At 44.3% G+C, this 25665-nt stretch carries 29 protein-coding genes; 16 read left to right on the forward strand and 13 right to left on the reverse strand.

Translation table 11 applies throughout. The features are described from left to right. Window position 1 precedes the first annotated feature (1 nt). The 6 genes from POW22_RS03065 to POW22_RS03090 are packed head-to-tail and all read left to right on the forward strand — an operon-like array spanning window position 2 to window position 7057. Entirely contained in the window at window positions 2-1654 is a 1653-nt protein-coding gene (locus POW22_RS03065) for a DUF4381 domain-containing protein (RefSeq protein ID WP_272831109.1), read from the forward strand. After that, window positions 1651-2658, forward strand: a complete 1008-nt coding sequence (locus POW22_RS03070) for a vWA domain-containing protein (protein ID WP_419180991.1) — start codon at window positions 1651-1653, stop codon at window positions 2656-2658. Before POW22_RS03065 ends, POW22_RS03070 begins: the two co-directional genes overlap by 4 nt. Next, entirely contained in the window at window positions 2658-3704 is a 1047-nt protein-coding gene (locus POW22_RS03075) for a VWA domain-containing protein (RefSeq protein ID WP_272831110.1), read from the forward strand. Before POW22_RS03070 ends, POW22_RS03075 begins: the two co-directional genes overlap by 1 nt. Then, on the forward strand, window positions 3701-4525 hold the full coding sequence (locus POW22_RS03080; protein WP_272831112.1) for a tetratricopeptide repeat protein: 825 nt from the start codon (window positions 3701-3703) through the stop codon (window positions 4523-4525). Before POW22_RS03075 ends, POW22_RS03080 begins: the two co-directional genes overlap by 4 nt. Before the next feature lie 10 nt (window positions 4526-4535). Then, on the forward strand, window positions 4536-6305 hold the full coding sequence (locus tag POW22_RS03085; RefSeq protein ID WP_336407698.1) for a BatD family protein: 1770 nt from the start codon (window positions 4536-4538) through the stop codon (window positions 6303-6305). Then, window positions 6305-7057 carry an SH3 domain-containing protein gene (locus tag POW22_RS03090; RefSeq protein ID WP_272831115.1) on the forward strand — a complete coding sequence of 251 codons (753 nt, stop codon included), beginning with the start codon at window positions 6305-6307 and terminating at the stop codon, window positions 7055-7057. The genes POW22_RS03085 and POW22_RS03090 overlap by 1 nt, the downstream gene beginning before the upstream one ends. Here the strand turns inward: POW22_RS03090 and POW22_RS03095 are convergent. Continuing rightward, entirely contained in the window at window positions 7054-7590 is a 537-nt protein-coding gene (locus POW22_RS03095) for a CvpA family protein (protein WP_272831116.1), read from the reverse strand. The genes POW22_RS03090 and POW22_RS03095 overlap by 4 nt on opposite strands. A gap of 68 nt (window positions 7591-7658) precedes the next feature. Here POW22_RS03095 and POW22_RS03100 point away from each other — a divergent pair, with 68 nt between their 5' ends. From POW22_RS03100 to POW22_RS03110, 3 genes are read left to right on the forward strand one after another with little or no spacing between them, the layout of a single operon-like run. Beyond that, window positions 7659-8015 (forward strand): hypothetical protein, encoded by a 357-nt coding sequence (locus POW22_RS03100; RefSeq protein ID WP_272831118.1) that lies wholly within the window; start codon window positions 7659-7661, stop codon window positions 8013-8015. A 54-nt stretch (window positions 8016-8069) separates the two neighbouring features. Next, complete coding sequence (gene pheS, locus POW22_RS03105; RefSeq protein ID WP_272831843.1) at window positions 8070-9089, forward strand: phenylalanine--tRNA ligase subunit alpha; 1020 nt, start codon at window positions 8070-8072, stop codon at window positions 9087-9089. A gap of 3 nt (window positions 9090-9092) precedes the next feature. Continuing rightward, entirely contained in the window at window positions 9093-9488 is a 396-nt protein-coding gene (locus tag POW22_RS03110) for a hypothetical protein (protein ID WP_272831119.1), read from the forward strand. On the opposite strand, the gene POW22_RS03115 is transcribed toward POW22_RS03110, so the two are convergent. Continuing rightward, entirely contained in the window at window positions 9481-10485 is a 1005-nt protein-coding gene (locus tag POW22_RS03115; protein WP_272831120.1) for an NAD(P)H-dependent glycerol-3-phosphate dehydrogenase, read from the reverse strand. The two genes, POW22_RS03110 and POW22_RS03115, sit on opposite strands and share 8 nt — an antisense overlap. A gap of 121 nt (window positions 10486-10606) precedes the next feature. Between POW22_RS03115 and POW22_RS03120 the strand changes: the two genes are divergently transcribed. Then, entirely contained in the window at window positions 10607-11539 is a 933-nt protein-coding gene (locus POW22_RS03120) for a nicotinic acid mononucleotide adenyltransferase (RefSeq protein WP_272831122.1), read from the forward strand. Window positions 11540-11816: 277 nt separating this feature from the next. Here POW22_RS03120 and nadD read toward each other — a convergent pair whose 3' ends face one another. From nadD to POW22_RS03150, 6 genes are read right to left on the reverse strand one after another with little or no spacing between them, the layout of a single operon-like run. Beyond that, a complete protein-coding gene (gene nadD / locus POW22_RS03125; RefSeq protein ID WP_272831123.1) occupies window positions 11817-12401 on the reverse strand; it encodes a nicotinate (nicotinamide) nucleotide adenylyltransferase in 585 nt (194 codons plus the stop codon). Window positions 12402-12407: 6 nt separating this feature from the next. Then, the gene (gene gmk, locus POW22_RS03130) at window positions 12408-13007 is read right to left on the reverse strand and encodes a guanylate kinase (RefSeq protein ID WP_272831124.1); all 600 of its coding nucleotides are present in this window, start codon (window positions 13005-13007) and stop codon (window positions 12408-12410) included. Continuing rightward, window positions 12989-13846, reverse strand: coding sequence for a YicC/YloC family endoribonuclease (locus tag POW22_RS03135; RefSeq protein ID WP_272831125.1), 858 nt, complete (start codon window positions 13844-13846; stop codon window positions 12989-12991). The genes gmk and POW22_RS03135 overlap by 19 nt, the downstream gene beginning before the upstream one ends. A 41-nt stretch (window positions 13847-13887) precedes the next feature. Continuing rightward, window positions 13888-14241 carry an SdpI family protein gene (locus tag POW22_RS03140; RefSeq protein WP_272831126.1) on the reverse strand — a complete coding sequence of 118 codons (354 nt, stop codon included), beginning with the start codon at window positions 14239-14241 and terminating at the stop codon, window positions 13888-13890. Continuing rightward, on the reverse strand, window positions 14234-15190 hold the full coding sequence (locus POW22_RS03145; protein ID WP_272831127.1) for a YheT family hydrolase: 957 nt from the start codon (window positions 15188-15190) through the stop codon (window positions 14234-14236). The genes POW22_RS03140 and POW22_RS03145 overlap by 8 nt, the downstream gene beginning before the upstream one ends. Before the next feature lie 14 nt (window positions 15191-15204). Then, the gene (locus POW22_RS03150) at window positions 15205-16830 is read right to left on the reverse strand and encodes a S41 family peptidase (protein ID WP_272831128.1); all 1626 of its coding nucleotides are present in this window, start codon (window positions 16828-16830) and stop codon (window positions 15205-15207) included. A gap of 140 nt (window positions 16831-16970) precedes the next feature. Here POW22_RS03150 and POW22_RS03155 point away from each other — a divergent pair, with 140 nt between their 5' ends. From POW22_RS03155 to POW22_RS03165, 3 genes are all read left to right on the forward strand, one after another. Further along, the gene (locus POW22_RS03155; protein WP_272831130.1) at window positions 16971-17549 is read left to right on the forward strand and encodes a TetR/AcrR family transcriptional regulator; all 579 of its coding nucleotides are present in this window, start codon (window positions 16971-16973) and stop codon (window positions 17547-17549) included. Window positions 17550-17598: 49 nt separating this feature from the next. Then, complete coding sequence (locus tag POW22_RS03160; protein ID WP_272831132.1) at window positions 17599-18351, forward strand: SDR family oxidoreductase; 753 nt, start codon at window positions 17599-17601, stop codon at window positions 18349-18351. 105 nt (window positions 18352-18456) lie between these two features. Further along, window positions 18457-18936 carry an acyl-CoA thioesterase gene (locus POW22_RS03165; protein ID WP_272831133.1) on the forward strand — a complete coding sequence of 160 codons (480 nt, stop codon included), beginning with the start codon at window positions 18457-18459 and terminating at the stop codon, window positions 18934-18936. A 33-nt stretch (window positions 18937-18969) separates the two neighbouring features. Here POW22_RS03165 and POW22_RS03170 read toward each other — a convergent pair whose 3' ends face one another. From POW22_RS03170 to POW22_RS03180, 3 genes are all read right to left on the reverse strand, one after another. Then, a complete protein-coding gene (locus tag POW22_RS03170; RefSeq protein ID WP_272831134.1) occupies window positions 18970-19329 on the reverse strand; it encodes a nuclear transport factor 2 family protein in 360 nt (119 codons plus the stop codon). Window positions 19330-19400: 71 nt separating this feature from the next. Continuing rightward, window positions 19401-20306, reverse strand: a complete 906-nt coding sequence (locus tag POW22_RS03175; protein WP_272831135.1) for a DMT family transporter — start codon at window positions 20304-20306, stop codon at window positions 19401-19403. Further along, entirely contained in the window at window positions 20303-20653 is a 351-nt protein-coding gene (locus tag POW22_RS03180; protein WP_272831136.1) for an arsenate reductase family protein, read from the reverse strand. Before POW22_RS03180 ends, POW22_RS03175 begins: the two co-directional genes overlap by 4 nt. Before the next feature lie 83 nt (window positions 20654-20736). Here POW22_RS03180 and POW22_RS03185 point away from each other — a divergent pair, with 83 nt between their 5' ends. After that, a complete protein-coding gene (locus POW22_RS03185; protein WP_272831138.1) occupies window positions 20737-21198 on the forward strand; it encodes a DinB family protein in 462 nt (153 codons plus the stop codon). Here POW22_RS03185 and POW22_RS03190 read toward each other — a convergent pair. Next, window positions 21173-21946, reverse strand: a complete 774-nt coding sequence (locus tag POW22_RS03190) for a DUF3298 and DUF4163 domain-containing protein (RefSeq protein ID WP_272831139.1) — start codon at window positions 21944-21946, stop codon at window positions 21173-21175. The two genes, POW22_RS03185 and POW22_RS03190, sit on opposite strands and share 26 nt — an antisense overlap. Window positions 21947-22030: 84 nt before the next feature. On the opposite strand from POW22_RS03190, the gene POW22_RS03195 reads away from it, so the two are divergent. Then, complete coding sequence (locus tag POW22_RS03195) at window positions 22031-23173, forward strand: trans-sulfuration enzyme family protein (protein ID WP_272831140.1); 1143 nt, start codon at window positions 22031-22033, stop codon at window positions 23171-23173. Here POW22_RS03195 and POW22_RS03200 read toward each other — a convergent pair. Beyond that, on the reverse strand, window positions 23170-23955 hold the full coding sequence (locus POW22_RS03200; RefSeq protein WP_272831142.1) for a THC0290_0291 family protein: 786 nt from the start codon (window positions 23953-23955) through the stop codon (window positions 23170-23172). The genes POW22_RS03195 and POW22_RS03200 overlap by 4 nt on opposite strands. 252 nt (window positions 23956-24207) lie before the next feature. Between POW22_RS03200 and gdhA the strand changes: the two genes are divergently transcribed. Next, entirely contained in the window at window positions 24208-25551 is a 1344-nt protein-coding gene (gene gdhA, locus POW22_RS03205) for an NADP-specific glutamate dehydrogenase (protein ID WP_272831143.1), read from the forward strand. Window positions 25552-25665 lie beyond the last annotated feature (114 nt).

Here is a 25665-nt window from a genome sequence, read left to right on the forward strand (position 1 = left end):
GTTGTCTAATTGCAAAACATACAAGCCGTTTTACACGGGGCGAATCATCGCCCTGCTGCTATTTTTTGTGGCAGGCTATACGCAGGCCCAAGTTAGAGCAGAATTAGACTCCACCAAGATCAAGATCGGGGAGGAATTGCGTTACCGATTGGTAGTGGAATCAGACTCGACAGATCTCGTGCAAATGCCCGAGGGGCAGACCTTCCTTCCCTTGGAGGTCATTGAGAGTTATCCTATTGATACGGCTTACAACCAGCAGCGACAAACACTGATCAAGGAATACGGATTGACCCAATTTGATTCTGGGCAGTATTTGATTCCAAGACAGCGCGTGATCATTGGTGAGAAGGCCTTCTTTACCGATTCCCTCTTGGTTGAGATAGAAGATGTGGTTGTAGATACCACCAAGCAAAAGATGTTTGATATCCGCGAGAAGATGGATGTAGGTAGCCGTCCGGCGAGCTTTGTTTGGTTGTGGATCTTATTGGCCGTTGCTGCTATTGGTTTTGGGATCTATTGGCTCTTAAAACGCAAAAAAGAATTGGAAGAGGCCGAGGAGTTGATTCCTGCCTATGATGAGGCTATTGCGGCCTTAAAGGCTTTGGACGACTCCCCTTTATCTGCACAAAAGGGTTCTAAGGATTATTATTCTGCCTTGACAGAAATCGTAAAGCGCTATTTGGACCGCGAGGTTGATGCTACGGCCTTAGAAAGCACTTCTGAGGAGCTTATCACTCGCTTACAAATGCACAAAGATGCAGGCAGTTTTGCCTTTAGCGATAATATGATCAGAGCTTTAGATAGCATTCTAAGGCGCGCTGATTTGGTGAAATTTGCCAAGCAAGAAATCGCTCAGGAGATCGCCGCGGCAGATCGTCAAGAAATTGAACAGGTGGTCAATCTAACTAAAGAAGCTATTCCAGAACCCACGGAAGAAGACCTTTTAGAAGATCTCGAGTATCAAGAAGAACTCCGCAGAAAAGAGGTGAGAAAGCGTTGGATCTTAGGAAGCCTTGGAGGAGTTACGATCATTTTGTTAGCCATAGTGATCACGGTCAATGTGATGGGCTATCAAGAATTTAAAGAGACCTTCATTGGTGATGCTACTAAAGAGATGCTGGAAGAAGGCCAGTGGTATACGAGTGAATACGGTGATCCTTTGGTGATACTAACCACTCCAGAGATCCTGTATCGCGTTGATGTGGAGCTGCCCGATGGCGCAGAAGCTCAGATTAAAGATGTTGATTTATTCCAATTGGGTGAAGAAAGTGATGAGCTTTCGGTAACGGTGAACGTCACGGAGTACAATACGCCTCAGCAGGCAGATATAAAGAGTAAGATTGATGAGGTCCTGCAGATCTTTGAGGAGAACGGAGCTCAGAATCTTTTGATTAAAGACGAATCCTTCAATACCGGAAAAGGCCTGAGCGGAACTCGCGTTTTTGGCTCTTTCAACGAGACAAAATCCAACGGAAAAAAAGGAAGAAAGATCAAATACGAACATTATTTCTTCTCGCAACCTGGCTTGCTGAGTCAAGTGAGAATACTCTATGACGGAGAAGATCCATACATGGAAAAGGTGGTGAAACGCATCACAGAATCTATAGAACTAGAAGTAAACCAAAGTTTACCGCAAATAGGAGGCGCCCGATGATCGCATTGAATTTTGAATTTGTAAATCCAGAACTGTTCTGGCTCCTGCTTTTGGTGCCGGCGGCAGGGGTATGGTATTATTTCAAGCGCGACAAGCAAACGGCTTCCTTGCGTATCTCTAGTTTAAACGGATTTAAGACCAGCAGCAACTTGTTGGGAAAACTTAAGCCACTACTATTTATACTGCGGATCGCAGCCTTAGTGATCTTAATCACGGCTATGGCAAGACCGCGAACCTACAGCGAAAACTCCAGAACCAAGACTACTAAAGGAATTGATATTGTTATGGCTATTGACGTTTCGGCAAGTATGCTTGCTAGAGACTTAAAACCAAATCGTTTGGAGGCCCTTAAAAAAGTAGCTTCTCAGTTTATCAGCGAACGCCCTAACGATAGAATTGGTTTGGTTGAGTACGCCGGAGAGAGTTATACCAAGACACCGCTTACCAGTGATAAGACCATCGTTCTGTCTGCCATGAAATCCATTAGATACAATCGTATCATTGAAGGTGGAACCGCCATAGGCATGGGATTGGCTACCTCCATCAATCGTCTTAAAGAAAGCGAAGCCAAAAGCAAGGTGATCATTCTGCTTACCGATGGGGTGAACAATACAGGTTTCATCGATCCGAAGATCGCTAGTGAACTCGCGGTAGAATTCAATATAAAAGTATACACCATTGGTTTGGGAACCAATGGTTTGGCTATGTCTCCTATAGGTCAAAAATCCAACGGAGATTTCCACTACGGAAAAACACCTGTTCAGATTGACGAGGACCTCTTAAAGGACATTGCCGCCCAAACGGGAGGAAAATATTTTAGAGCTTCCAGCAACACCAGATTGGAAGAGATCTATGACGAGATCAACACTTTAGAGCGCACGGAAATCGAGGAATTTAAGTTCACTACCTATAGCGAAATGTTTCGCAATTTGACTTTGGTGGCCTTTGGACTCTTATTGATGGAAGTGCTATTACGTTACACCCTTTTTAGAAGTTTTGTCTGATGATACAGTGGGAAGAAATGACATATTTCTATTTGTTAGGCGTAATACTGGTCCTTTTGGTATTGCTGCTTGGCGTGCTGTATTGGCGTAAGCGTACCCAGCGTCGTTTTGCCAATCAAGACTTGTTGGACAGACTTTCTCCAGAGCGTTCAAGTATTAAAACTTGGTTAAAGGCCCTTGTTTTGGGGCTGGCTTTTGTTAGTTTGGTTTTGGCCTTGGTCAATCCAAAGATCGGAACGGAGTTAAAAACCATTAAACGAGAAGGAGTTGATCTGGTTTTTGCTTTAGATGTTTCAAAAAGTATGTTGGCGGAAGACATTGCGCCCAACCGCTTGGAGAAGGCTAAAAAACTCATCAGCGAGGTGATCAATACCCTTGGTGGGGATCGGGTTGGAATTATAGGCTATGCAGGAAGTGCGTTTCCGCAATTGCCTATTACCACTGACTTCGGGTCGGCCAAGATGTTCTTGTACAATATGAACACAGACATGGTGTCTTCTCAGGGGACGGCCATCAATGAGGCCATCAATTTGGCCCAGACCTATTACAACGACGAGGAGCAGGTCAATCGCGTGCTTTTTATTGTTTCTGATGGAGAAGATCATGTTGGTGAGGTGACCGAAGTAGCCCGAGAGGCTGCAAAACAAGGCATAACCATCTACACCATTGGTGTTGGAGAAGATAATGGTGAAGGCGCGTGGATCCCGATCAAGCGTGACGGAGTTTTGATCCGTTACAAACGTGATGAAAACGGAGAGCGCGTGCGCACTAAGCTCAATGAGCAAACCTTGAAAGACATTGCAGAAGCGTCTGGAGGGGCTTATTTGAATGGTAACAACACAACGGACTTAGTGGAGGGAGTCAACGAGATTTTGAACAATTTGGACAAATCTACTTTTGACGCTCAACAAGTCGCAGACTTTAAAGATCAGTTTCAATGGTTCTTAGCGGCGGCTGTCTTCTTTTTGCTGTTGGATATTTTATTTTTAGAACGAAAGACCGCTTGGTTACGAGGGTTGAATCTTTTTAACGAAAAAGACACATGAGAACATCATTGAAGATCATACTGTTTTTATTGTTTGCAGGAGCGAGCCAATTGAGCTTTGCCCAAGAAGATCCTGAAGCATTCGCGAAGAATTCTCAAACTTATCGCGCTGATGCAGATGTGGCCATCAACAAAGATGAGTTTATCGATGGGGAGGCCTTGTACAGAAAGACCATTTCTATGGAACCTCAAGTTGCAGCCAGTAAATACAATTTGGGTAACGCCTACTATAAGAAAGACAAGAATCAAGAGGCTATGCGACGCTTTGTGCAAGCAGCAGAAGTGGCTACCTCTAAAAGTGAGAAGCACAAGGCATTCCACAACTTAGGGAATACCTTGATGAATTCTCAGCAATACAAAGAAGCTGTGGAAGCCTATAAAAATGCGCTTCGCAACAATCCCACGGATGATGAAACGCGATACAATCTGGCCCTAGCTAAGGAGATGTTGGAAAAGGAGCAGCAGAACGGTGGCGGCGGAGAAGGCGATGACGAGAACGAGGATAAAGACGATGAGGATAAGGATGAAGGCGACCAGGGAGATCCTAAGGATGAAGGAGAGCAAGAAGATCAGCAAGATCAGCAAGACCAGAACGATCAGCAGCAACAGCAAGATCAACCTGGGGACGAGCAAGAAAAGAATGGAGATCCTAATAAACCCGATCAGCCTCAACAGCAGCCTCAGCAACAACCCGGGCAGCTTTCCAAAGAACAGATAGAATCGCTGCTCGAGGCTATGAATAATGAAGAGCAGAAAGTTCAGGAGAAAATGAACGTCAAAAAGAAAAAAGGACCTAAGGTCAAATCAGAGAAGGATTGGTAAGATGGAGAAGATGAGATCGATACTAGTAATTTTAATTGCGCTTTGCGGATTCCAAGGTTGGGCCCAGGTGCAATTCAATGCCTCAACGAGCAAGGAAAAGTTGGGCATCAATGAACGTGTCCGAGTCGATTTTCAAATGAACAAAGACGGTGACAACTTTACGCCGCCCGATTTTGATGGATTCCGAGTGGTTGGAGGACCCAATCAGTCGGTAAGTAATACCTACATCAACGGGAAGAAGACCTATTCCAAAACCTTTAGTTATTTCTTATCTCCCATGTCTCGTGGGAAGTTTACCATCAAGCAAGCAACCGTAGAGATCGATGGAGAGTTGTACAAAACACTTCCGCTTACCGTAGAGGTCACTGCCGCTGTTGATGTGCCTAAGGATGGGAACAATGCAGAATATGTGGCCAGTGAAAATGTGCATTTGGTGGCCGAGGTTTCCAAGCGCAACCCCTACCTCAATGAAGCCATAGCAGTCACTTATAAGCTTTATGTTTCTGAAGATGTTAGCGTGACTCGTGCCTGGCGAGAAATAGACATTCCTAAGTATGCTGACTTTTGGAGTCAGGTTAAAGAGAACCAACAGCGTCGCGTCTTTGAAGGAAAGTTCAAAGGTCGTAATTACCGCTATGTCATCCTTAAAACGGCGGTACTCTATCCGCAGAAAACCGGAGAACTCAATATTGAACCCTTAGTGTTGGATGTTCCCGTAGAGGTTTTAAGCAATAAGCGCGATTTCTTCGGGCGTAGATTGACCACTACAGTTAATCAAACGGTAGCTGCAGGAAATTTAACTATAGATGTGAAGCCGCTTCCGGAAGAAGGCAAACCGGCCAACTTTACTGGAGCTGTTGGAGACTTTAAATTCAATATCAGTGCATCTCGCAATCAAGTGGATGCTAACGAATCCTTGGAGATTCGCGTTGAAGCAGAAGGTAATGGTAATCTCAAGTTATTCAACCTGCCCGAACTCACTTTGCCGAGCACTTTAGAGGTTTATGACCCCAAACGCGAGGAAAACATAAAGACAAATTCCAGCGGAATGAGTGGTTCTATTGCCACTACTTATACCGTAGTGCCTCAATATAAGGGAACCTATCCGGTTCAACCGCTGCGCTTCTCCTATTTTGACTTGGCCACAGAGACCTATAAGACCATTACTTCTGATGGAACTGTGATCACGGTGGAGAACGGACCGGTTTCTTCAGACTCCACAGCAGATGATAATACCGCCACGGCGAGCAGCGGAACCAAGAACATCATTCAAACGGGAGATCAGTTCAACTATATCAAACTAAAATCTTCCTTGCAGCCTATTGCATCACCGACCTTTTTCAAATCACCTTTGTATTGGTCGCTAATGGGAGGACCTTTATTGCTAATCCCGATCTTCATTATTGCCGGAAAGAAACGTAAAGAACGCTTGGCAGATGCAGAGGGACAACGCAAGCGCAAAGCAGATAAATTGGTTAAGAAATACCTTTCTGAGGCCAAGAAGAACCTCGGGAATTCCGCGATGTTCTACGAGTCTTTGGAACGTGCTATGCACAATTATTTACGCGCTAAACTCCGCATTGAAACCACAGAGATGGCCAAAGAGAAGATCGCTCAAATGTTGGAAGAAAAAGGTGCCGATACGGATTCGATCACACAATTTATTGAACTGCTCAAGAGCTGTGAATTTGCACGATATGCTTCTGGAGCGAGCAATAATGTAGCCTCAGATTATGAAAAGGCAACTTTGGTTGTCACTCAACTCGATAAACAATTGTAATGAAAAGGATACTGCTTCTAATACTGTTGTTTGTTATCGCACCCTTAAGTGCGCAAGACGCTAATGCGCTTTTTGAATCTGGAAAGGAACACTACAAAGCCGATGCTTTCCAAGAAGCTATTGATGACTGGAAGGCTGTTTTGGATCAAGGACAGCACTCCAAAGCATTATACTTCAACTTGGGTAACGCATACTATAAACTGGGCGAGGTTGCTCCGAGTGTCTATTACTATGAAAAGGCCTTGCAACTAGACCCAACAGATAAAGAGGTCTTAAACAACTTGGTTTTTGCCCAGAATCTGCGCGTGGATGTCATTGAACCTTTGCCTAAGACCGTTTTTGCCAGAACTTATGACAACACCATTGGAAGTTTAAGCAGTGTTATGTGGGCGTGGCTTTCTGTTGGTTTTATTATTGCAGGAGTGTTCTGTTTTCTGGGGTATTACTTCTCCGGAACCACCTCACGCAAACGCCTGTTGTTTGTGGGAACTTTTGTGCTGCTAGGTTTGACGCTATTCAGTTTTACTGCGGCTTATATGACCTATTCTGATGCTCAAAAGGAGCGTTTGGCCATTGTTTTTTCAGACAGTATGGAAGTTCGAGAAGCTCCTAAGAAGACCGGAACCATTGCATTTGAATTGCATGCCGGCACTAAATTGGAGATCATTGACCAAGATGGAGACTGGGTGCGTATTAAACTCAGCAATGGAAAAGACGGCTGGGTGGCTGCCACCGCCGTTAAAGAACTCTAATTCTCTTCGTTTAGACGCAGATCTTCTTTAGTATCGTCTATGATCTGTTTAGCATCTTCAATGAGATCGGGTAGTATTGCCGGAGCGATAGGCTCAATATTGGCATAGAGGATGGAATCTTCTTTGCGTTCTTCCGTGAGGATAAATCCAGACATCCCCCAATTGTTGAACCACATGAGTGCTACAGAAAGTATAAAGACCATCTTGAGTCCGCCGAAAACCGCACCTAATAGCTTATTGAGAATACCCAAGGCTGCGAAATCTGCAATTTTGGTTAAGACCTTTCCCGCCATTTGAATGGCTACAACTATGATCAAGAAGGTAATGGCAAAGGCAGACAGGTTGATGTATTTCTGTTCCCAGTCAAAGGAATTCTCCAACCAATTGCCTGCGTATCCAGAGAAGTATATCGCTCCAAAAACACCAGCAACCACACCGATAAGTGAAGCTACTTCTACAAAAAGACCTTTCTTCCAACCGCCCCAGGCTGCAAGACCAATGATCACCACCAGGGCTAAATCTAAGCTATTCATGTTGCTAATTTGCAATAAATATACAAATCAAACGCTGGGCTGCGTATCTTTGTTGTTCAATCCACAGTATGTCAAGAGATCCATTACTTAAAGAGCGTTGGGAAGCGGTGACCGCGATGATCAGTGAGCGTTTTGCTGATGGCGCCCCTATGGACCTGGATGCGATCATCTACCTGATCGGTCTACAGGAATTTGGACAATTTGACCGTCGCTTTAAAAAGGACGACAAGGTCAATCTCATGCATATTGCCATTTGCCGTCTGTTGGAGCCCTATGGCTACTACCGCTTTGATTTTGAAGATGAAGACGGCTGGCCGCATTATGAAGTAGTTACGCCTTTACCCCCTTTGAAGGCTGGAGAGCAAACCGTGCTCATGAAAGAAGCCATTGTACAATACTTCCTAGAAAAAGAAGTCATTGAATAAGTGGGCCTTATTGGGCATAAAATTTTAAATTTGCCCTCTGCAAAGAAGATAATGATGCAAGATCAGATCAATAAGTACATAGACGAAGTAAAAGGATTCGCTACCGAGACCGCCGATGAGCTGGAAGCTTTTCGTATCAAGTTCTTGGGTAAGAAGGGAATTCTTCGTGGTTTGTATTCGGATTTAAAAGAAGTTTCTGCAGATCAGAAGCGGGATTTGGGACAGGCTATCAATGCTCTGCGCCAAGCCGCTGATGAGAAATTGCAAGAGATCAAAGATTCCATGGAATCTCAAAGTACGGTTCAAGGTCAGTTTGGTGATTTGAGTCGACCTGGGAATCCATTACACGTAGGTTCAAGACACCCGATATCGATTGTAAAGAATCGTATCATTGAGATCTTCTCAAGGATTGGATTCAACGTGTCTGAAGGACCAGAGATCGAGGATGATTGGCACAACTTTACCGCTTTGAACTTGCCGGAATATCACCCAGCGCGTGATATGCAGGATACCTTCTTTATCCAAACAGATCCAGATATCTTGCTGCGTACGCACACCTCTTCTGTGCAGGTGCGTTATATGGAGAACAATCAGCCGCCTATTAGAACCATTTCTCCGGGCCGTGTATATAGAAACGAGGCTATTTCAGCCCGTTCGCACTGCTTTTTCCATCAAGTGGAAGGTTTGTACATTGATAAGGATGTTTCCTTTGCAGACCTTAAGCAAACGCTTCAGTATTTCACTACGGAATTGTTCGGAAAATCAAAGATCCGTTTGCGACCTTCTTACTTCCCATTTACAGAACCATCTGCAGAAGTTGACGTGTATTGGGGCTTGGAAACCGAGACCGACTATCGCATGACCAAAGGAACCGGTTGGTTAGAGATCATGGGATGTGGTATGGTAGATCCAAACGTTTTGGAGAACTGCGGAATTGACTCGAAAGAATACTCCGGATTCGCCTTTGGAATGGGGATCGATAGAATTGCACTTTTGCTGCATCAGATCTCAGACATTCGAATGCTCAGCGAGAATGACATCCGCTTTTTACAACAATTTAAAGGCTCCCTTTAAGCCATGCGAAAAGATATTGAGATCCCTGAGGTAACTCGGGTTCACATTGTTGCCGTACGCGAATGGGACAAGGAATTCTTGGCTCAAAACTGGTATGTACATTTGATCAACGATTGGGATCAAGTCTTGCAAACCACTTTGGTGATGTCTCGCGGAAACGATTCAGACCGTAAAACCTCTACCTTAAGACACGGCCTAAACGATGTGGCTCCAGGAACTTCAGCCAAGATTGAATTGCTCCCGGATGAGGTCTTAGGCTTTACTAACGAGTACTTACTCACTTTCTTTGCAGACGGCAAACTCTACGATAAGACCTTTGTATTTGAGCCTTACAGTGTAAAAGAAGAGCTGGCGCAGGAACTTCCAGTGATGGAAGAGTCTGGGGTAATGGCTAAGTAAGCTTATCGGCTAACTTTTTAAACACCTTTTTGGGCTCCTTTCCGTCGTATAAAACGGCGTACACCGCGTTGATAATCGGCGTTTTTGCTTTTTTCTTTCCGTGAGCCTGATTGAGTTTGTAGGCGCTTTTTGTGGCGTAATAGCCTTCGGCGACCATGCTCATTTCCATCATGGCGCTCTTGACAGTATATCCCTTCCCGATCATGTTCCCGAACATACGGTTTCTACTAAAGGTGGAATAGCCGGTTACCAAAAGATCACCTAAATAAGCAGAGCCATTAATGTCCCGCTTCATTTTGTGCATTTTCTTCACGTAGCGCTTCATCTCTCGGATGGCATTACTCATCAGTACCGATTGGAAGTTGTCTCCATAGCCCAAGCCGTGGCAAATTCCAGCTGCCAAGGCGTAAATGTTCTTAAGCATGGCGGCGTATTCCGTACCAATGATATCATCACTGATATTGCATTTAATATAGTGGCTGCTGAGCTTATCGGCTACCCAAGCGGCTTTGTCTTGATCTGCACAAGCAATGGTCAAATAGGAAAGGCGCTCTAAAGCCACTTCCTCAGCGTGACAAGGCCCTGTGATCACTCCGATGTTCTCAAAGGGAATGTTGTAATGGGTAAAAAAATGATCCCCCACAATCAGGCTGCTTTCTGGGACAATTCCTTTAATGGCAGAGAAAATGACCTTGTCCTCTAAAGACTCTTTGGCTTTGTCTAATTCACCCTGCAAAAAGGCCGATGGAATGACAAAGATCAAGAAGTCCGCATAACGGATCATCTCGTCTATATCATTGCTCAAAACCAACTTTTCGGTCTCAAATTCAACCGAACTTAAGTAGTTGGGATTGTGCTTTTGTTTTTTGATGTGTTCTAAGGCATAAACGGAACGCATATACCAGCCCAGCTCGTCCACATTTTCTGTGAGCATCTTTACAATTGCGGTAGCCATACTGCCACCGCCAAAGACCGCGATTTTAGGGGTTTTTGCCATTACTGCTATTTGGTTCTCAAAAATAATCAATTAAAAATAGCTCACAATTAACTGTATATCAATGAATTGTAAGTTTGGCACGCTGTTTGGTTTTTACTAACAGAACTTTAATACCAAGATTATGAAGACACTAAAGACACTCTCAGTACTTGCCCTTTTGGCCCTTAGTTTTACGGCCTGTTCGACGCAGGTTATTTATGAAGACGATGTTGTCGTGGTGACGGATCCAGATCCAGTTCCGGTACCTCTATCTGCGGTATTGAATTCCCATGAATTGTGGTACGTAGATATCAATCGTACAACAGGAAGCGGAGAGATCCCATTCTTGCAGAAGGCTTTCACGGTTTCATTTTTGAACGGAACGCTTTGGGCAAATAACAATCTCGTGGGGATCGGTAGCCAAGGAAATGGCTTTGGATTGGACGTTGGTTTTTATGATGTTTTGGAATACGATTACATCCTAGAAGTAAACCACGATCTGGACGGGTTTTATCCGCTTGAGATCACTCCACTGAGTAACAATGAGATCCGCGTGTATTATCGTCCGGGGAACATCAGTTATACCCTGGTGGGCTATCAGAGAAACACCTTTGATTACGACCTGGTTTTCTACGACAATATCCATTACTTCCTACAAGAGTATGTGGCTTGGGAAAATGTAGCGACCAGTGACTATGGAGCAGAGAATCCTTTTGATAAGGAAAACTTCTTACAGTTCCTTCCTGCTGGAGGTTTAGATAATTTTAGGAGTTCTAAAGACCCACTTGGCACGAATATTGATTTAATATTTTGGGATTACGAAGGGGTCTATAATGTAGCTGATGATGCCGGTGACCCCTACATAAAATATTTAACACTAGATTATGATTATTTGGGCAATGAATACTTTGAACTCCACGTTATCAATGACAGCACCATCGAACTATACCACCCGCAATCGGGCACGTTATACCGATACAAAGGGCGGGGGTACATACAGTACAAGAGAGCCGAAGTTAAACGCCAGAGTAAAGCGGACATACAGGCTCAAATAAAAGAGATAGTTAAGACATAAACAGTTTTTTGGTTGGTTATTTAGTTGGGAATCGCTCCTTTAAAAGTTAATAGAAGTGTTAATTTTTAGGAGCGGTTCTTGTTTTGTAGCTTCACGTAACCAGCGATTCTATTCAAGCGCTCTCCCATGTATTGATAGAGTTTACTTGATTACATTTATAAATTCAACTACATAGCTCTGTTAGAGCGCTTCAAAATGTTTTAATTTTAATGGGGAGGGGATGTAAATTCCCGGATTTTAAAGCTAAAGGGTTGATGAAAACCGGCACTAAGGACAACTACTTATAAAAATTCATCTCGTCCAAATACACCCAAACATCGTGGGGTAAAAGAGGGCGGATGTTCTTCCCAGCAGCAATCCCTTTGCGGATCGCAGTAGCCGAGATTTCCATAATTGGAGCTGCAACACGTTGCACTTTCGGGTGATTCTCCCAATCCGGATCTACGGTGCCTTCAGAAATGCGCGGATAAACATACAGGTCGTGACGCTCGGCTATAACCTCGTAGTTCTTCCATTTGGTAAAGCTCTTGAGATTGTCTTCACCCATGATCAGCGCAAATTCATGATCGGGATACTTCTCCTCCAAATACGCCAAGGTATTTACGGTGTAGTTAGGCTGTGGTAGGCCAAATTCAATATCGCTGGCTTTCAGTTTTGGGTATTCCTCCACTGCAATACGCACCAAGGTCAAACGGTGATGATCTTCCAGTAGGGTACGTTTCTTTTTATGCGGATTGTGGGGCGTAACTACCATCCAGATCTGGTCCAGGTCTGAATATTCTGCCATATGATTGGCAATGGCCAAATGCCCAATATGGATCGGGTTAAAGGTGCCAAAGAACAGTCCAATCTTCTTTCCCAACGCCGCTTAAGGATTTACAAAATCGTCCACTAGATCTTCGGCCTCTTCCAAGGCGTGCTCCAGATGGTCGTTTAAGATGATGTGATCAAACTGAGGTGCAGTAGCCAGTTCTACAGAGGCTTTGGCAATGCGCATGTCTATTTTGGCCTTGTCTTCGGTACTGCGTTTTTTGAGTCGGATCTTGAGCTCGTCTATGCTTGGAGGCTTTACAAAAACCGCCAAGGTTTGTTCCGGGAATTTGCGTTTTAGGCGCAAACCTCCTGCCACATCAATATCAAAGATCACGTGCTTACCTTCAGCCCACAGACGTTCAACTTCGGTCTTTAGAGTTCCGTAGAAGTTATCGCGATAGACCTCTTCCCACTCTAGGAAATCTTCGTTTTTAATGTGTTGTTTAAAATCTTTGAGCGATAAGAAATAGTAGTCGATCCCGTCTTTTTCAGTCCCGCGAGGTTCCCGACTGGTCGCTGAAATTGAAAAAGCCAAGTTGAGTTTCTCTTGCGCTAAAAGATGGCGAACAATAGTCGTTTTTCCACTGCCACTCGGCGCAGAGAAAACAATGAGTTTACCTTGGTGATCTCCGTTCATTAGAGTACGTTCAGACATTGTTCTTTGATCTTCTCCAACTCGTCCTTCATACGCACAACAATCTGTTGCATGGGCGCGTAGTTAGATTTAGATCCTATAGTATTGATCTCACGACCCATTTCTTGGGAGATAAAGCCCAACTTCTTTCCGTTGGATTGCTTCCCGTCCATGGTTTGGATAAAGTAATCCAAATGACTTTGCAGGCGCACCACCTCTTCATTGATGTCGTATTTCTCCAAATAGTAGATCAATTCTTGTTCAAATCGATTTTGATCCACTTGTTCTTTAAGGTCGGATACGGCCTTGGTCAAGCGTTCACGGACACTATCCATACGCTCCGGATCCATAGTTTTCACAGCTTCTAAGTGCTCACTGATGTTTGCTACGCGTTGACGGAAGTCCTTCTCTAGATCGGCCCCTTCACTTTGACGATAATTTGCAATAGCTCCTAAAGCATTTTCTAAGGCTTCTAAGATGGAAGCGTATTCTTTAGGGTCGATATCCTCGCGCTCGGTCTTGAGTGCGTCTGGAAGGCGCACAGCCATCTGCAAATGATCCATAGCATCTCCCGGAACTACTTTGTTGAGCTGACGGATGTATTCTTGAACCACAGCGCTGTTGATACTTGTTGAAGTTGCTTCCCCCGTGAGTTCTACAAACAGTCCCAGATCGATCTTACCACGCATTAAGGCTTTGGAGACTTTGTTTCTGATCTCCAACTCCTTTTCCCGGTAGTGAGAAGGAATGCGAGCGTTCAGGTCTAGGTTCTTACTGTTGAGCGATTTGAGCTCAATGGTGATTTTTTTGTTAGGAAGGTTTACAATGGCCTTTCCGTAACCAGTCATGGATTGTATCATACTGCGCTGATTAATACTGGGCAAAGGTAAGAAATAGCGGCCTACTTGGGCTTGCCGTCTTTATCAAATCGCGATTTGAGTTCACGCTCCGTAAAAACCAATATCAATAACAAGAGTAAAGAATGACCCGTCAGGGTGATTAAAATGTTCAAATGCGGATAGAACAGATAGCACAAAAAGGGAAGTACAAAACTGTAAAGCGTGATCTTGATCATCAGCAGACTGGAATAGTGATTGGCAAAATCCCAAGTTGCTTGTGACTTCATTGAATTAGGCGTTCGGTATCCGTAAAGCGAATTGATCTTCTTTGGTGGATATTTTTTAAAGAGCCACGCCAGTAAGATCATCACGCCTAAATAGCCCAGCGATACGTAGAGTTCTATAGCGTCAGTCATTGAGAAAGGTGCAAATTTTTTGTTCGCTGTAATATAAGTTATTTGGAGCAACAAAACCCACGTGACCTCCAGCTTCTGGGACCTCCAGAAACAAGTGATCTGAGTTTTTAGCAATCTCTAGAGGATAGCTTCCGGCCTTTTTGAGAAAGCTGTCATTGGCAGCATTGAGCAGTAAACTTGGAGTTTCCAAGTCGGTTAAAAATTGCCCACAACTGTTTTGGGTGTAATAATCAAGAGCGTCTTTAAAGCCGTGCGCAGGCGCCGTATATTGATTGTCAAAAGCTAAAAGCGAATCTATGGCACGAACCGTTTTATGATCCATTCTGTCTGGGAAGTCAATGGCCTTTTGGTGAAGTTTTTGTTTTAGACTGCGGAGGAAAACCGTGCGATACAACCAATTCTCCTTCCGATTCAATGCCAGTAAGGTTCCTCTAAGATCAACCGGTGCAGAAACAGCAACCGCTTTATCAATAGCCTCCCAACCCTTTGCTTTACTGCCTAAGAACTTCAACAGGAGATTCCCACCCAAACTGAAACCTACCAAGCCCATTTTGGAAGGCGCATACTGTTGCTTGACATGCTGAATTAAAAACTCTAAGTCCTCTGTTCTTCCCGCATTGTAGGAATAATACATTCGGTTTGGACTCCCACTGCATCCTCTAAAATTAAGCGCGACTATATTCCAGCCTGTCGCTTCCAAAGCTTGCGCAGCACCCTTCATATAAGAACGGGTTGAATTCCCTTCCAATCCGTGTAAAAGGATAGCGAATTTGGAACTGCTTTCCTTGACAATCAGATCAATGTCTACAAAGTCACCATCGGGTAATTCCAAGCGTTGTCGCTGCTGATACGGATTGCTCACACGGCGGATTTTAGCCGAGTAGATTGTGGACAAATGTCCGTTTGAGATCCAAGAGGCAGGTTGGTATGAGGGGGTGACTTGCGGCATCGTCGCGAAATTACTTATTGTTTCGCAAGTTCAATGGCTTTTTCTAAAACTTCATCCCGTCCAGCTCTTAAACCCTCAATGCTTGGCTGAATTTCTACATCTATTGCAATGCCTTCTCGTTGAGACAGGCGCCCATCAGGATACATGATACCCAAGCCAGATATGGCCGTTTGATATCCGCCTAAATAATTAAACACTAACACATTGCCATCTGCGCCAGCGGTTTGACTGCCTAGGGTGATCACGTTGGGTGCAGTCTGAAGCGCCATGGCCGTAAACTCAGACCAACTGATGCTTTCCTGATTCACCAAAAGAATGACCTTGCCCTCAAAAGCGCGTTTGCTACTTTGGGTTTCGGGGCCTTTGTCAAAGTAGAATTTCCCGGGATAGTTGAAGTTGGGCTTAAAGATCTTGGCAAAAACACGGTCCTGAGTATTTAAAAATTGCGTGGTTCTGTAAAGCGTTTGTGTGGGGTAATTTCTCACATCGATAATGATGGCTTTTTTGTCTTTGAATTGCTTGAAGATCTTACTGATCTCTTTGCCTCCCAGACTGATCATATTGATATAACCCACTTCATCATCCAGGCTTTTAGAGCTGGGGTTGAGCTCTGGATCTCTATAGTTAAAACGATCAAAGGCGTAGCGTTCTGAGCTGATTTCAAGATTTTGATCCCCTCTTTGAACTGTTAAGTTCAGAGGGCCGGTTCCCGCATTGAGCAAGTCATAGTAAATGCGGATGCGGCGGTGGTTGTCATTGGAGCCGCCTCTATAAGGCCAAAGAGCCTCCACAGCAGCGGTAACCTCCTCGCCGTTAATGTGTGTGATGACATCGCCGAGTTTTAAGTTGTTCTGAGCTGCCAGCCCTTCATCGTAATAGGCAAACACCACCATTTTCTGCTCAATATTGGTTACGCGAACCGGCAAGTATTGCCCTTTTTTATTAGCGTCTAAGCTGATCCAAGCGTGGGAATCATCAACAAAGGCAATCAGTTTCTTTATGGCTTTGTGATAGGCTTCCAAATCACTTGCGGATTTGAATTCAGGGATCATGGTTTTTAGAACGGCACCCCAAGAGGTGTCGTTGAGGTACTTATACGGATAGTAGTACTCAATCAGGTTCCAATATTTAAAGAGTCCCAAAAGGCGTTCGGCCTCTTTTGGAAATCCTATATCTGGATAGATAGGTTCATTAGTGATTTGCACTTGACCAGCCGGTCCCGCACTGACGTAATGATTGCCGTTTTGTGCTCGGTTTTGACGGATGTGATTCAGCTTGGAGATGAGTTCCACAGAAAAAACGGTACTGTCGTTGAGCCAATTCAGATCAAAGTTGGCCTCAAAATAGTCTCCACCTTCTTCACAGGAATTGCATGGGTTAATGGTCCCTAAGGATTCGATCCAACTTAAATAAACTTGAGAAAGATCAGCTTTGTTTTCTGCTTCGACCACCTTTGGATATAGGTTCAAAAGCTGTTGATCCCAATTGAATTGACCAGCAGCCACATTGGGATGATAGTATTTTAGATAACCGTAAAGCTTCCCGAGAGAACTCAGTTTATCAGTAACACCCAGATTAGTTTGAGCAAAGCTCCATTGTAAAGGAAAGGTCAGTAAAATCAATAGAAGAAGCTTGCGCATCGGCAGTAGAATAAAGGGCTGAAATTACACAATTAAGCCATTCAAAAAGACTTACAAAATGTGAAGAGAAGTGTTAAAGTTTATAAAAACAATTATAATGAAACGATTGTTTCAATATATTTGTATCAGAATTTCAAAACATGCCAAGAACAGAAGTATTTGATAGAGCAGATGTGATCCAAAAGGTGCAAGCCGTCTTTTGGAGCAAAGGCTATAACGGTACTTCTATGCAAGACTTGGTGGATGCCACGGGGCTCAACCGCAGCAGTATCTACAATTCATTCGGCAGTAAGCACGAGCTGTTCATGCTCAGTTTAAAATCCTATCACAAGCAAAACCTAGACGGAATTGATCAAATGATTGAGCGTTCTGAATCGCCTTTAAAGGTCCTCAAGGACTTGTTTCAAAGCGGTATTTCTGGGGCCTGTGACAGTGAAAACAAAGGCTGTATGTTGGTGAATTGTACAACAGAATTAGCCAACAAACAGGCTGATGTACAACACTGGCTAACCGGCAGCAATGCTAAGATGCACTTGAGATTCCGCAATCTGCTGGAGGCAGCTCAAGAAGCTGGCGAACTAAAAGCAGACGCAGATGTGGATCTGTTGGCGCATTATTTATTGATGAGCTTGCAAGGTTTGCGTGTGAATGGCCTGACCAATCAAGATCCGCAGTTGTTGAGTCAGCTGGTAAAACAAATATTTAAAAACATCACCTAAAATTTTTTTAATCAATAATGAAACGAACGTTTCAAAATAAATCAAAATCATGAGTAATCTTAAAGACAAAGTAGCAGTAATAACAGGAGGTAATTCCGGAATCGGACTGGCCACCGTCAAAGAATTTTTAAATCAAGGCGCTAAGGTAGTTTTCTCGGGTCGTCGTCAGGAGGCTTTAGATGCAGCCAGCGCTGAATTAAGCGGAGACTTTAAAGCTGTTTTGGCAGATCAAGCCAATCCGCAGGACAGCAAGCGTCTCATTGAGGAAGCGGTTAACGCTTACGGGAAGATCGATGTGCTTTTTGCTAACGCAGGGGTAGCGCAGTTCTTACCTGCAGATCAAATTGACGAGGACTTCTTTGACAACCAATTCAACATCAACATTAAAGGCCCAGCCTTTTTGACCAAAGAGGCTATTCCTCACCTCAGTGAAGGAGGAAGCGTGATCTTCAACACTTCTATTGTGAATCAAAAAGGATTTGCAGGCACCGGAGTATACACGGCTACCAAAGGGGCTTTGCGCTCTTACGCTCGTGTATTGACTTCAGAATTAGCGCCAAAGGGCATTCGCGTGAACTCCGTGGCTCCAGGGCCAATCGGGACTCCTATCTACAACAAAATGGAAGGAATGACCCAGGAAGAAGTACAGCAAATGGGCGCTGGATTTGCAGAAAGCGTGCCGTTAAAGCGCTTTGGTGAGCCGCAAGAAGTAGCTCGCGTAGTGGCCTTTTTGGCAAGCCCAGAAGCCTCTTATGTCAATGGAATTGAAGTAGAAGTTGATGGCGGAATGAGCCAGATCTAATGGGAACCGCATTCCGTTAAAAAGGCGCCTGTTGCGGGCGCCTTTTTTATTTTTTGATCCGCGGAGCCAATTCAAAAGAAGTATCTTTGACAAAAGTTTTTGCCTATGTACCTCAAAGAATTTGAGATCCGTTGGAGCGATATTGATGCCAATCGGCATTTAGCCAACAGTGCCTACGTTAATTTCATGTCCCACACCCGAATGAGCTTCCTCATTGAGCGAGGCATTGATATGAAAGCCATGGCCAAACATCAAATAGGGCCTGTGGTCTTTAATGAGAACATCTTTTACTTCAAGGAAGCCTTTCAAGGGATGAAGATTCGCGTGAGTTTTGAGTTAGGCGGAGTGAGTCAGGACGGAACCTTCTTTAAGTTTGTGCACAATTTCTACGATCACAAAGGCCGCAATATGGCGCATTGTGAAATGGTGGGTGCTTGGATCAATTTAATGACACGAAAGCTTACGCCGCTTCCGGAGGACTTGATGGCCCTACTGGAAGAGTCTCCAAAGACAAAAGACTTTAAATGGCTCACTAAAGAAGACATGAGGGCCGCGGGCAAAATGCCTATTGACCTGGAAGAATAAAAAGAAAGCCCGCTATCTCAGCGGGCTTTTTCTTTACATGCCGTCATAGAAGAATTGCTCTTTAACAATTTTGTTGTCGGCCACACGATAGACTGCGATCTGCGAACTCTGCGAACGGTCTCCCGTGGGTTTAAAGGTGGTGTCTAAACTCATCTTTACGGAGAACCAATTGTCTGCAACTACGGCAGGCTCTGCCTTAAAGGCGTGGACTTCAAAATTCTGTTCCCACCATTCTCCTTTTTTAGCAACGGCTTCCATACCTTCAGAAACCGGGTTCTCTCCATGAGGTTCAATGCTCACAATATCTGGGCTGTATAATTCGGTGTAGCAGCGTTCAAAATCGCCTGCATTACACCAATCCACTAAGTTATTGGCTATTTGTTCTGTAGTCATGATTTAATTGTTTAGGATAGAACTTAAAGATAGTTCATCGCAGCTAGGAATTTATCAAGACTACGTTAATTTTAGGTTTGTTTTGCTGCGGATTTTTTCTTCCGACTCGACAGATAAACACCCGCAAAGATCATGGCAGCGGCGCCAATTCTGAGGCTGTTCAAGGTGTCTGCTCCCGCCAAGACTGCAAAGGCCGTCGCGAGAACGGGTTGCAAATAAATAAAGGCACCAATGGTAGATGGACTCAATTCTTTAAGCGCAAAAACGTTTAGCAAATAGGTCATAAAAGTGGTTCCTACTACCACAAAACTCAAGCCCCAGATCTGGTTCCAATCCAGTCCGGTCCAATCTACAGCGGCAAATTCATTCCAACCTACGGGCAGGTTCATAAATACCGCAAAAAGGAAGAACCATTTCATCAAGGTGATGGAACTGTACTTAGACACCAAGGGCTTTACCATGATCAGATAGACCGAATAGCTCGCAGCATTGATAATGAACAACAAATTACCTAGTGGGATATTGGGCGCATTGGGCTGGGTTTTAGCGCCAAATAGGATCAGCAATAAGGCTCCTGCCAATCCAATACCAATTCCGGTTGCTTTGATCCAGGTGATCTTTTCCTTTAAAAAGATTGTGGATAAGATCAGCAATAAAACTGGAGACAGCGTGATGACCACCGAACTGTTGATGGGCGTGGATAGACTCAAGCCTTTAAAGAACATCAGCATATTGATCACCATCCCAAAAGCGGCACAACCAAGAAAGCGAAGCCAATCTTTTTTGTCCACCTTCTCCCTGGGAAAGAACAGACTCACCAACCAGAACAAGGCAGCAGCACCCGTCACGCGGAGCACTATAAAGCCATAGGCTCCAATAACATCGGGCATTAGGCCTTTGGCAATGGTGTGATTAATGCCGTAAATGGTACTGGCAGCCGTTGCGGCTAAAAGGGCGAGCCATCTTAAGTTTTTCATGATAGCGCTTCAGACGCAGCAGCGACGACTTTCTTACTGTTACCCACAAAGATTTGATCGTCTAAAACCAAAACGGGGCGCTTCAAAAAGGTGTAATGATCTAAAATAAGCTCGCGATAGTCAGATTCACTCAGGGTCTTTTCATGCAAACCGCGTCCGCGATAGAGTTGAGCACGTTTGCTAAATAAAGCCTCGTAACTTCCGGCCAATGCTTTCATATGATCCAATTGATCTGCAGTGATGGCCTCTGTTTTAATGTCTTGTAGGGTCACATCCGCAGGGAGAGTCCATTCAGAAAGAATACGTTGACAAGTGTTGCAAGTAGACAGGTGAAATACAGTGCGCATAAGGTTGGTTTTGGTTGATTTACGTGCTTTACAAAAATACGGCAATCCATTCCAAATGAACTACCTTTAAGAAAAATTTGAACATGGAATTCAGCATAGACACCACCTACAAAACCCGTAAGATCTTGGACGGGTTTTTAGAAAACCTCAGTTTGGAACAACTCAATACGGTTCCACCTAATTTTAGAAACAATATCTTTTGGAACATCAAGCATGTGGTGGTGACCCAACAACTTTTGGTGTATAATCTTTCTGGATTACCCATGTCCCTCACGGAGGATGAAGTTGCCGGCTATCGCAAAGGCAGTCAGGTGACGGGAGATGTAGATCAAGAGGCTGTAGACCTTTTGAGAAAACAACTTTTTAGTTTATTGGACAAGACCCGAGCCGATTACAACAAAGGACTCTTCAGTCGCTACAAGGAATACACGGTGACCACAGGCACTACTTTAACTGACGTGGATGAGGCCATTGAGTTCAACAACTTCCATGAAGGCCTGCATTTAGGTTATGTGATGGCTATAAAGCGGGCACTGGGATATTGAGCCACGGCCCAATCTGCTTCCAAGTAAAGGCTAAAGTGGCTGGACCGTCAGCATAACTCCCGATGCTGTAGGTTGGGTAATAAAAAACCATCCCAGACTCGTTAAAGCCGTAGGTATCTGGCAAGAAGAAGGTATCCTCATCAAACAAGAATTGACCGCTGCTAATGTTGGCATCTAAGGCAATGCCGTTTTGGGTGCGGAATTGACGTTCTGCAAAAGCGGTGAATTCTTCCACATCATCAATGAGTTCCAGCAGGCTGTAAGCTATTCCCGTTTCTGGATTGAGGTTCAAATAAGACTCGCTGCCGTATCCGTGAGCGCCACCGGTGTAGGTATAATAAACCGTGCTGAGACTAATAAGGTCCTCGTTTTGAAAACTCACTCGGTGTTCCAGTTCCAATTGATAGGTCAAGGCATCTTCTGGGAAATCTCCGTAATAATCTTGAAAACTCTTGACAAAGGCATCTAAAGCGGGTTGTACTTCCGATATCAAACTGTCTCCCGGCATCACGGCGCTAGAGATGATCTCTCCCAATTCTTGCTCTATTTGCGCGTTGATCACTGTAGATCGCGGATCTGCCTGATCTGCTTCCACATAAAACACAGAGATCTCCGGGCATTTGCTCTGATCACAAAGGCTCAGCGCTCCAGGGCTGACCTCTTTTTGAACAAAATTCAGGCTGCTTTGATCACTACACGCGGTAAGGATCAGCAAAGAAAGTAAAACGAAGGACAGACGAATTTTCACAAGAATCATTTAAAGCATTAAAGGTAGCCACTTATTTAATAATGAGTTGGAGATAGCGTATTTTTATAAAGTAAATTTTAGCCCATGAAATTTAATACCAAGACCATCCACGGAGGACAACATGAAATAGACCCAGCTTATGGCTCGGTAATGCCTCCCATCTATCAGACCAGCACCTACTCCCAAACCACACCAGGAGGTCATAAGGGACATCAGTACGCCCGTTCCAGTAATCCAACAAGATCTGCATTAGAAGGATCGCTGGCGGCTTTAGAAGGCGGAAACAACGCTTTAGCCTTTGGCTCAGGCTTGGCAGCTATTGATACGGTGCTCAAATTACTCAAGGCTGGAGATGAGGTGGTCTCTACCAATGATCTCTATGGCGGGACCTACCGACTCTTTACACAGATCTTTGAAAAGTTCGGTGTCAAATTTCACTTTGTGGGGATGCAAAGTGCAGAAAAGGTGGCTTCTTATATCAATGAGAATACTAAGTTGATCTGGGTAGAAACCCCAACCAATCCCATGCTCAATATCATTGACATTAAAGGAATTGCTAAGGTTGCCAAGGCCAATAAGGTGCTCTTGGGTGTGGACAATACATTCGCTACGCCCTATTTACAACAACCTTTAGATCTGGGTGCCGATATAGTGATGCATTCTGCTACTAAATACCTCGGAGGCCATTCTGATGTGATCATGGGCGCTTTAATTGTTAAGGACCAAGAGTTGGCAGATAGGTTGTATTTCATTAGAAATTCCAGCGGAGCGGTTCCCGGTCCTCAAGATTGCTTTTTAGTATTACGCGGGATAAAGACTTTGCATTTGCGGGTACAGCGCCATTGTGAGAATGGACGCGCAGTGGCGGAGTTTTTAAGAAGTCATCCGAAGATCGATAAGGTCTATTGGCCTGGATTTGAGGATCACCCTAACCACGATATAGCAAGATCCCAAATGAAGGACTTTGGCGGCATGATGAGTTTTACGACGGTGGAAGATTCCTATGAAGGAGCAGTGAAAGTGGTGGAAAAGCTCAAGATATTTACCCTGGCAGAGTCTCTGGGTGGCGTAGAATCTTTAGCGGGACATCCAGCGAGTATGACGCACGGTTCTATTCCTAAAGAAGAACGTGAGAAAAACGGAATAAAAGAGTCTTTGATCCGCCTGAGTGTGGGGATCGAAGATGAAGAAGATCTAATTGCTGATTTAAAGCAGGCCCTGGATTAATCCAAGTAGTAGATATATCCAACTTGAACCCAATAGATCCAGTCGTTGAATTTATCTGCGGGATAGGCCTCATCGTCTGGATTCAAACCATCAACCCAGTTAGAAAGGTAGTAGTGCCAACGCGACTCCAATACCAAATCACTCAAAGGACTAAGTTTAAAACGAGTACCAATTCCCCAAACGATAGACCAGGTATTGTCTTGCTGGTCATTCACACCACCAATAAATGGGTCAAAGGTGTTCTCTGGTGAGAGTCCAATAATTCCCGGCTGCTTAGAAGTAGTGCGTGGGTTAAAACTTACATAGTGGAATCCAACGCCAACATAAGGCGCCCAGCGGTAAGCTCCGGCCACATAGTCTCTAATGCTCAAAGGAAAGTATTCCAATCCGGTTCCGATCTCAAATACCTGTGCACGACCTTCCATATCGCGTAAGTCTTGTCCTTCATCAGACGGGCTTTCTGCCTCTTCTCCAAAGTGATTCAGCTTGGTGTAATGAAAGTCGATCTCCGAACGAACCTTGAAGTGATCGCTAAAGTAGGTATCACGTGCATAACAGTTACAATCCGCTCTGTAAGCGAAGTTGATGTAGTGAACAAGGGCAAAACCAATACCCATGTTTCCGCTGTTTGTTTCGAAATTATTTCGGAGTCCGTAGTCCGATTGGAAGGCTACCGGACCGGATAGAAGACCTACTTCGTGCGAAAAGCCAAGTTGGCCACGTACGACAGAACTGCCCGCTAAAAATAAGACGAAGACCAAGAATGCATATCTGGTTTTCATGGAATTACGGATTGATTTGAGACATAGCAAATATATAAAAATACCCTTAACAAGGAAATTAAGGTTTTTTTAAGTGCGAATTTTATGAAAAATAAAGCCCCATTTATTGAGATAAGCTATCTTTGCCGAGATTTACGCAAACGTTTTCGTAAATCCAGTTAGTTTCCCCTTTTGGGAACGACGAATCAACCGTAAATTGCATATTTAGCGGCCTGTAAGAGAAAAACCCTTGCAGGTTAAATCAAACTAAAAATGAAACAAAGCATTAAAGACTTTATCGATGCGGTAGCTGCAGACAATCCGAACGAACCGGAATTCATGCAAGCCGTGACTGAGGTAGCAGAAACTGTGATCCCTTTCATTGAGTCCAACGAAAAATACCAAAACGCCAAGTTGTTAGAGCGTATGGTAGAACCAGAGCGCACCATTCTATTCCGTGTGCCTTGGATGGATGATGAAGGTAACATCCAAGTAAACAAGGGATACCGTGTAGAATTCAATTCTGCCATTGGACCTTATAAAGGAGGTCTTCGTTTTCACCCATCTGTGAATTTGAGTATTCTAAAGTTCCTCGGTTTTGAGCAAGTATTCAAGAACAGCCTTACAACCTTACCTATGGGTGGTGGTAAAGGTGGATCTAACTTCAACCCAAAAGGAAAGTCAGATGCAGAAGTAATGCGTTTTTGCCAAAGTTTTATGACCGAATTGGCGCGACACATAGGTCCTGACACGGACGTACCTGCCGGTGATATCGGAGTAGGTGGTCGTGAAATTGGTTATATGTTTGGACAGTACAAGCGTCTTCGCAACGAATTTACGGGAGTTTTGACCGGTAAAGGTTTGGCTTACGGTGGATCTTTGATCCGTCCAGAAGCTACGGGTTACGGGAACGTATATTTTGCAGAAAATATGTTGGGAACTCGCGGAGAGAGCTTCCAAGGAAAGACCGTTTTGATCTCAGGTTCTGGTAACGTAGCGCAGTTTGCTTGTGAGAAAGCGACTGAGCTTGGTGGAAACGTAGTAACTATGAGTGATTCAGGTGGATTCATCCACGATCCAGATGGAATCGATGCCGATAAATTGGCCTTCATCATGGACCTTAAGAATAACAAGCGCGGGCGTATCAAAGAATACGTGAACGAGTATCCATCGGCTAAATTCTTTGAAGGCGAGCGTCCTTGGGGAATTGCTGGAGATATTGCACTTCCTTGTGCCACTCAAAACGAATTAAACGGAGATGAGGCCAAGACCTTAGTTGACAACGGAGTTTTCTGTGTTGGTGAAGGTGCAAACATGCCTTGTACTCCAGAAGCCATTGAAGTGTTCCACAAAGCGAAGATCCTTTTCTCTCCTGGAAAGGCCTCTAACGCTGGAGGTGTAGCCACTTCTGGATTGGAAATGTCACAGAACTCTTTGCGTATGAACTGGACGGCGGAAGAAGTTGACGAGCGTCTACACAAGATCATGAATGATATTCACGATGCTTGCGTTAAGTACGGGAAAGACGGTGACGGTTATGTAGATTATGTAAAAGGAGCTAATGTTGCTGGCTTTGTGAAAGTAGCAGATGCTATGCTCGCACAAGGCGTGGTATAAATTCTCCTTTATAGAGATAGTAAAGCCGTCGAAGCAACAGTTTCGACGGTTTTTTTGTTGGTTATAAAAAGAGTGAACTGTCTTGGGGTTATATCTAGTAAAGCGAAAAATTAG

Origin of the sequence: Gilvibacter sediminis (assembly GCF_028561565.1) — a bacterium.
Taxonomy (GTDB): Bacteria; Bacteroidota; Bacteroidia; order Flavobacteriales; family Flavobacteriaceae; genus Gilvibacter; species Gilvibacter sediminis.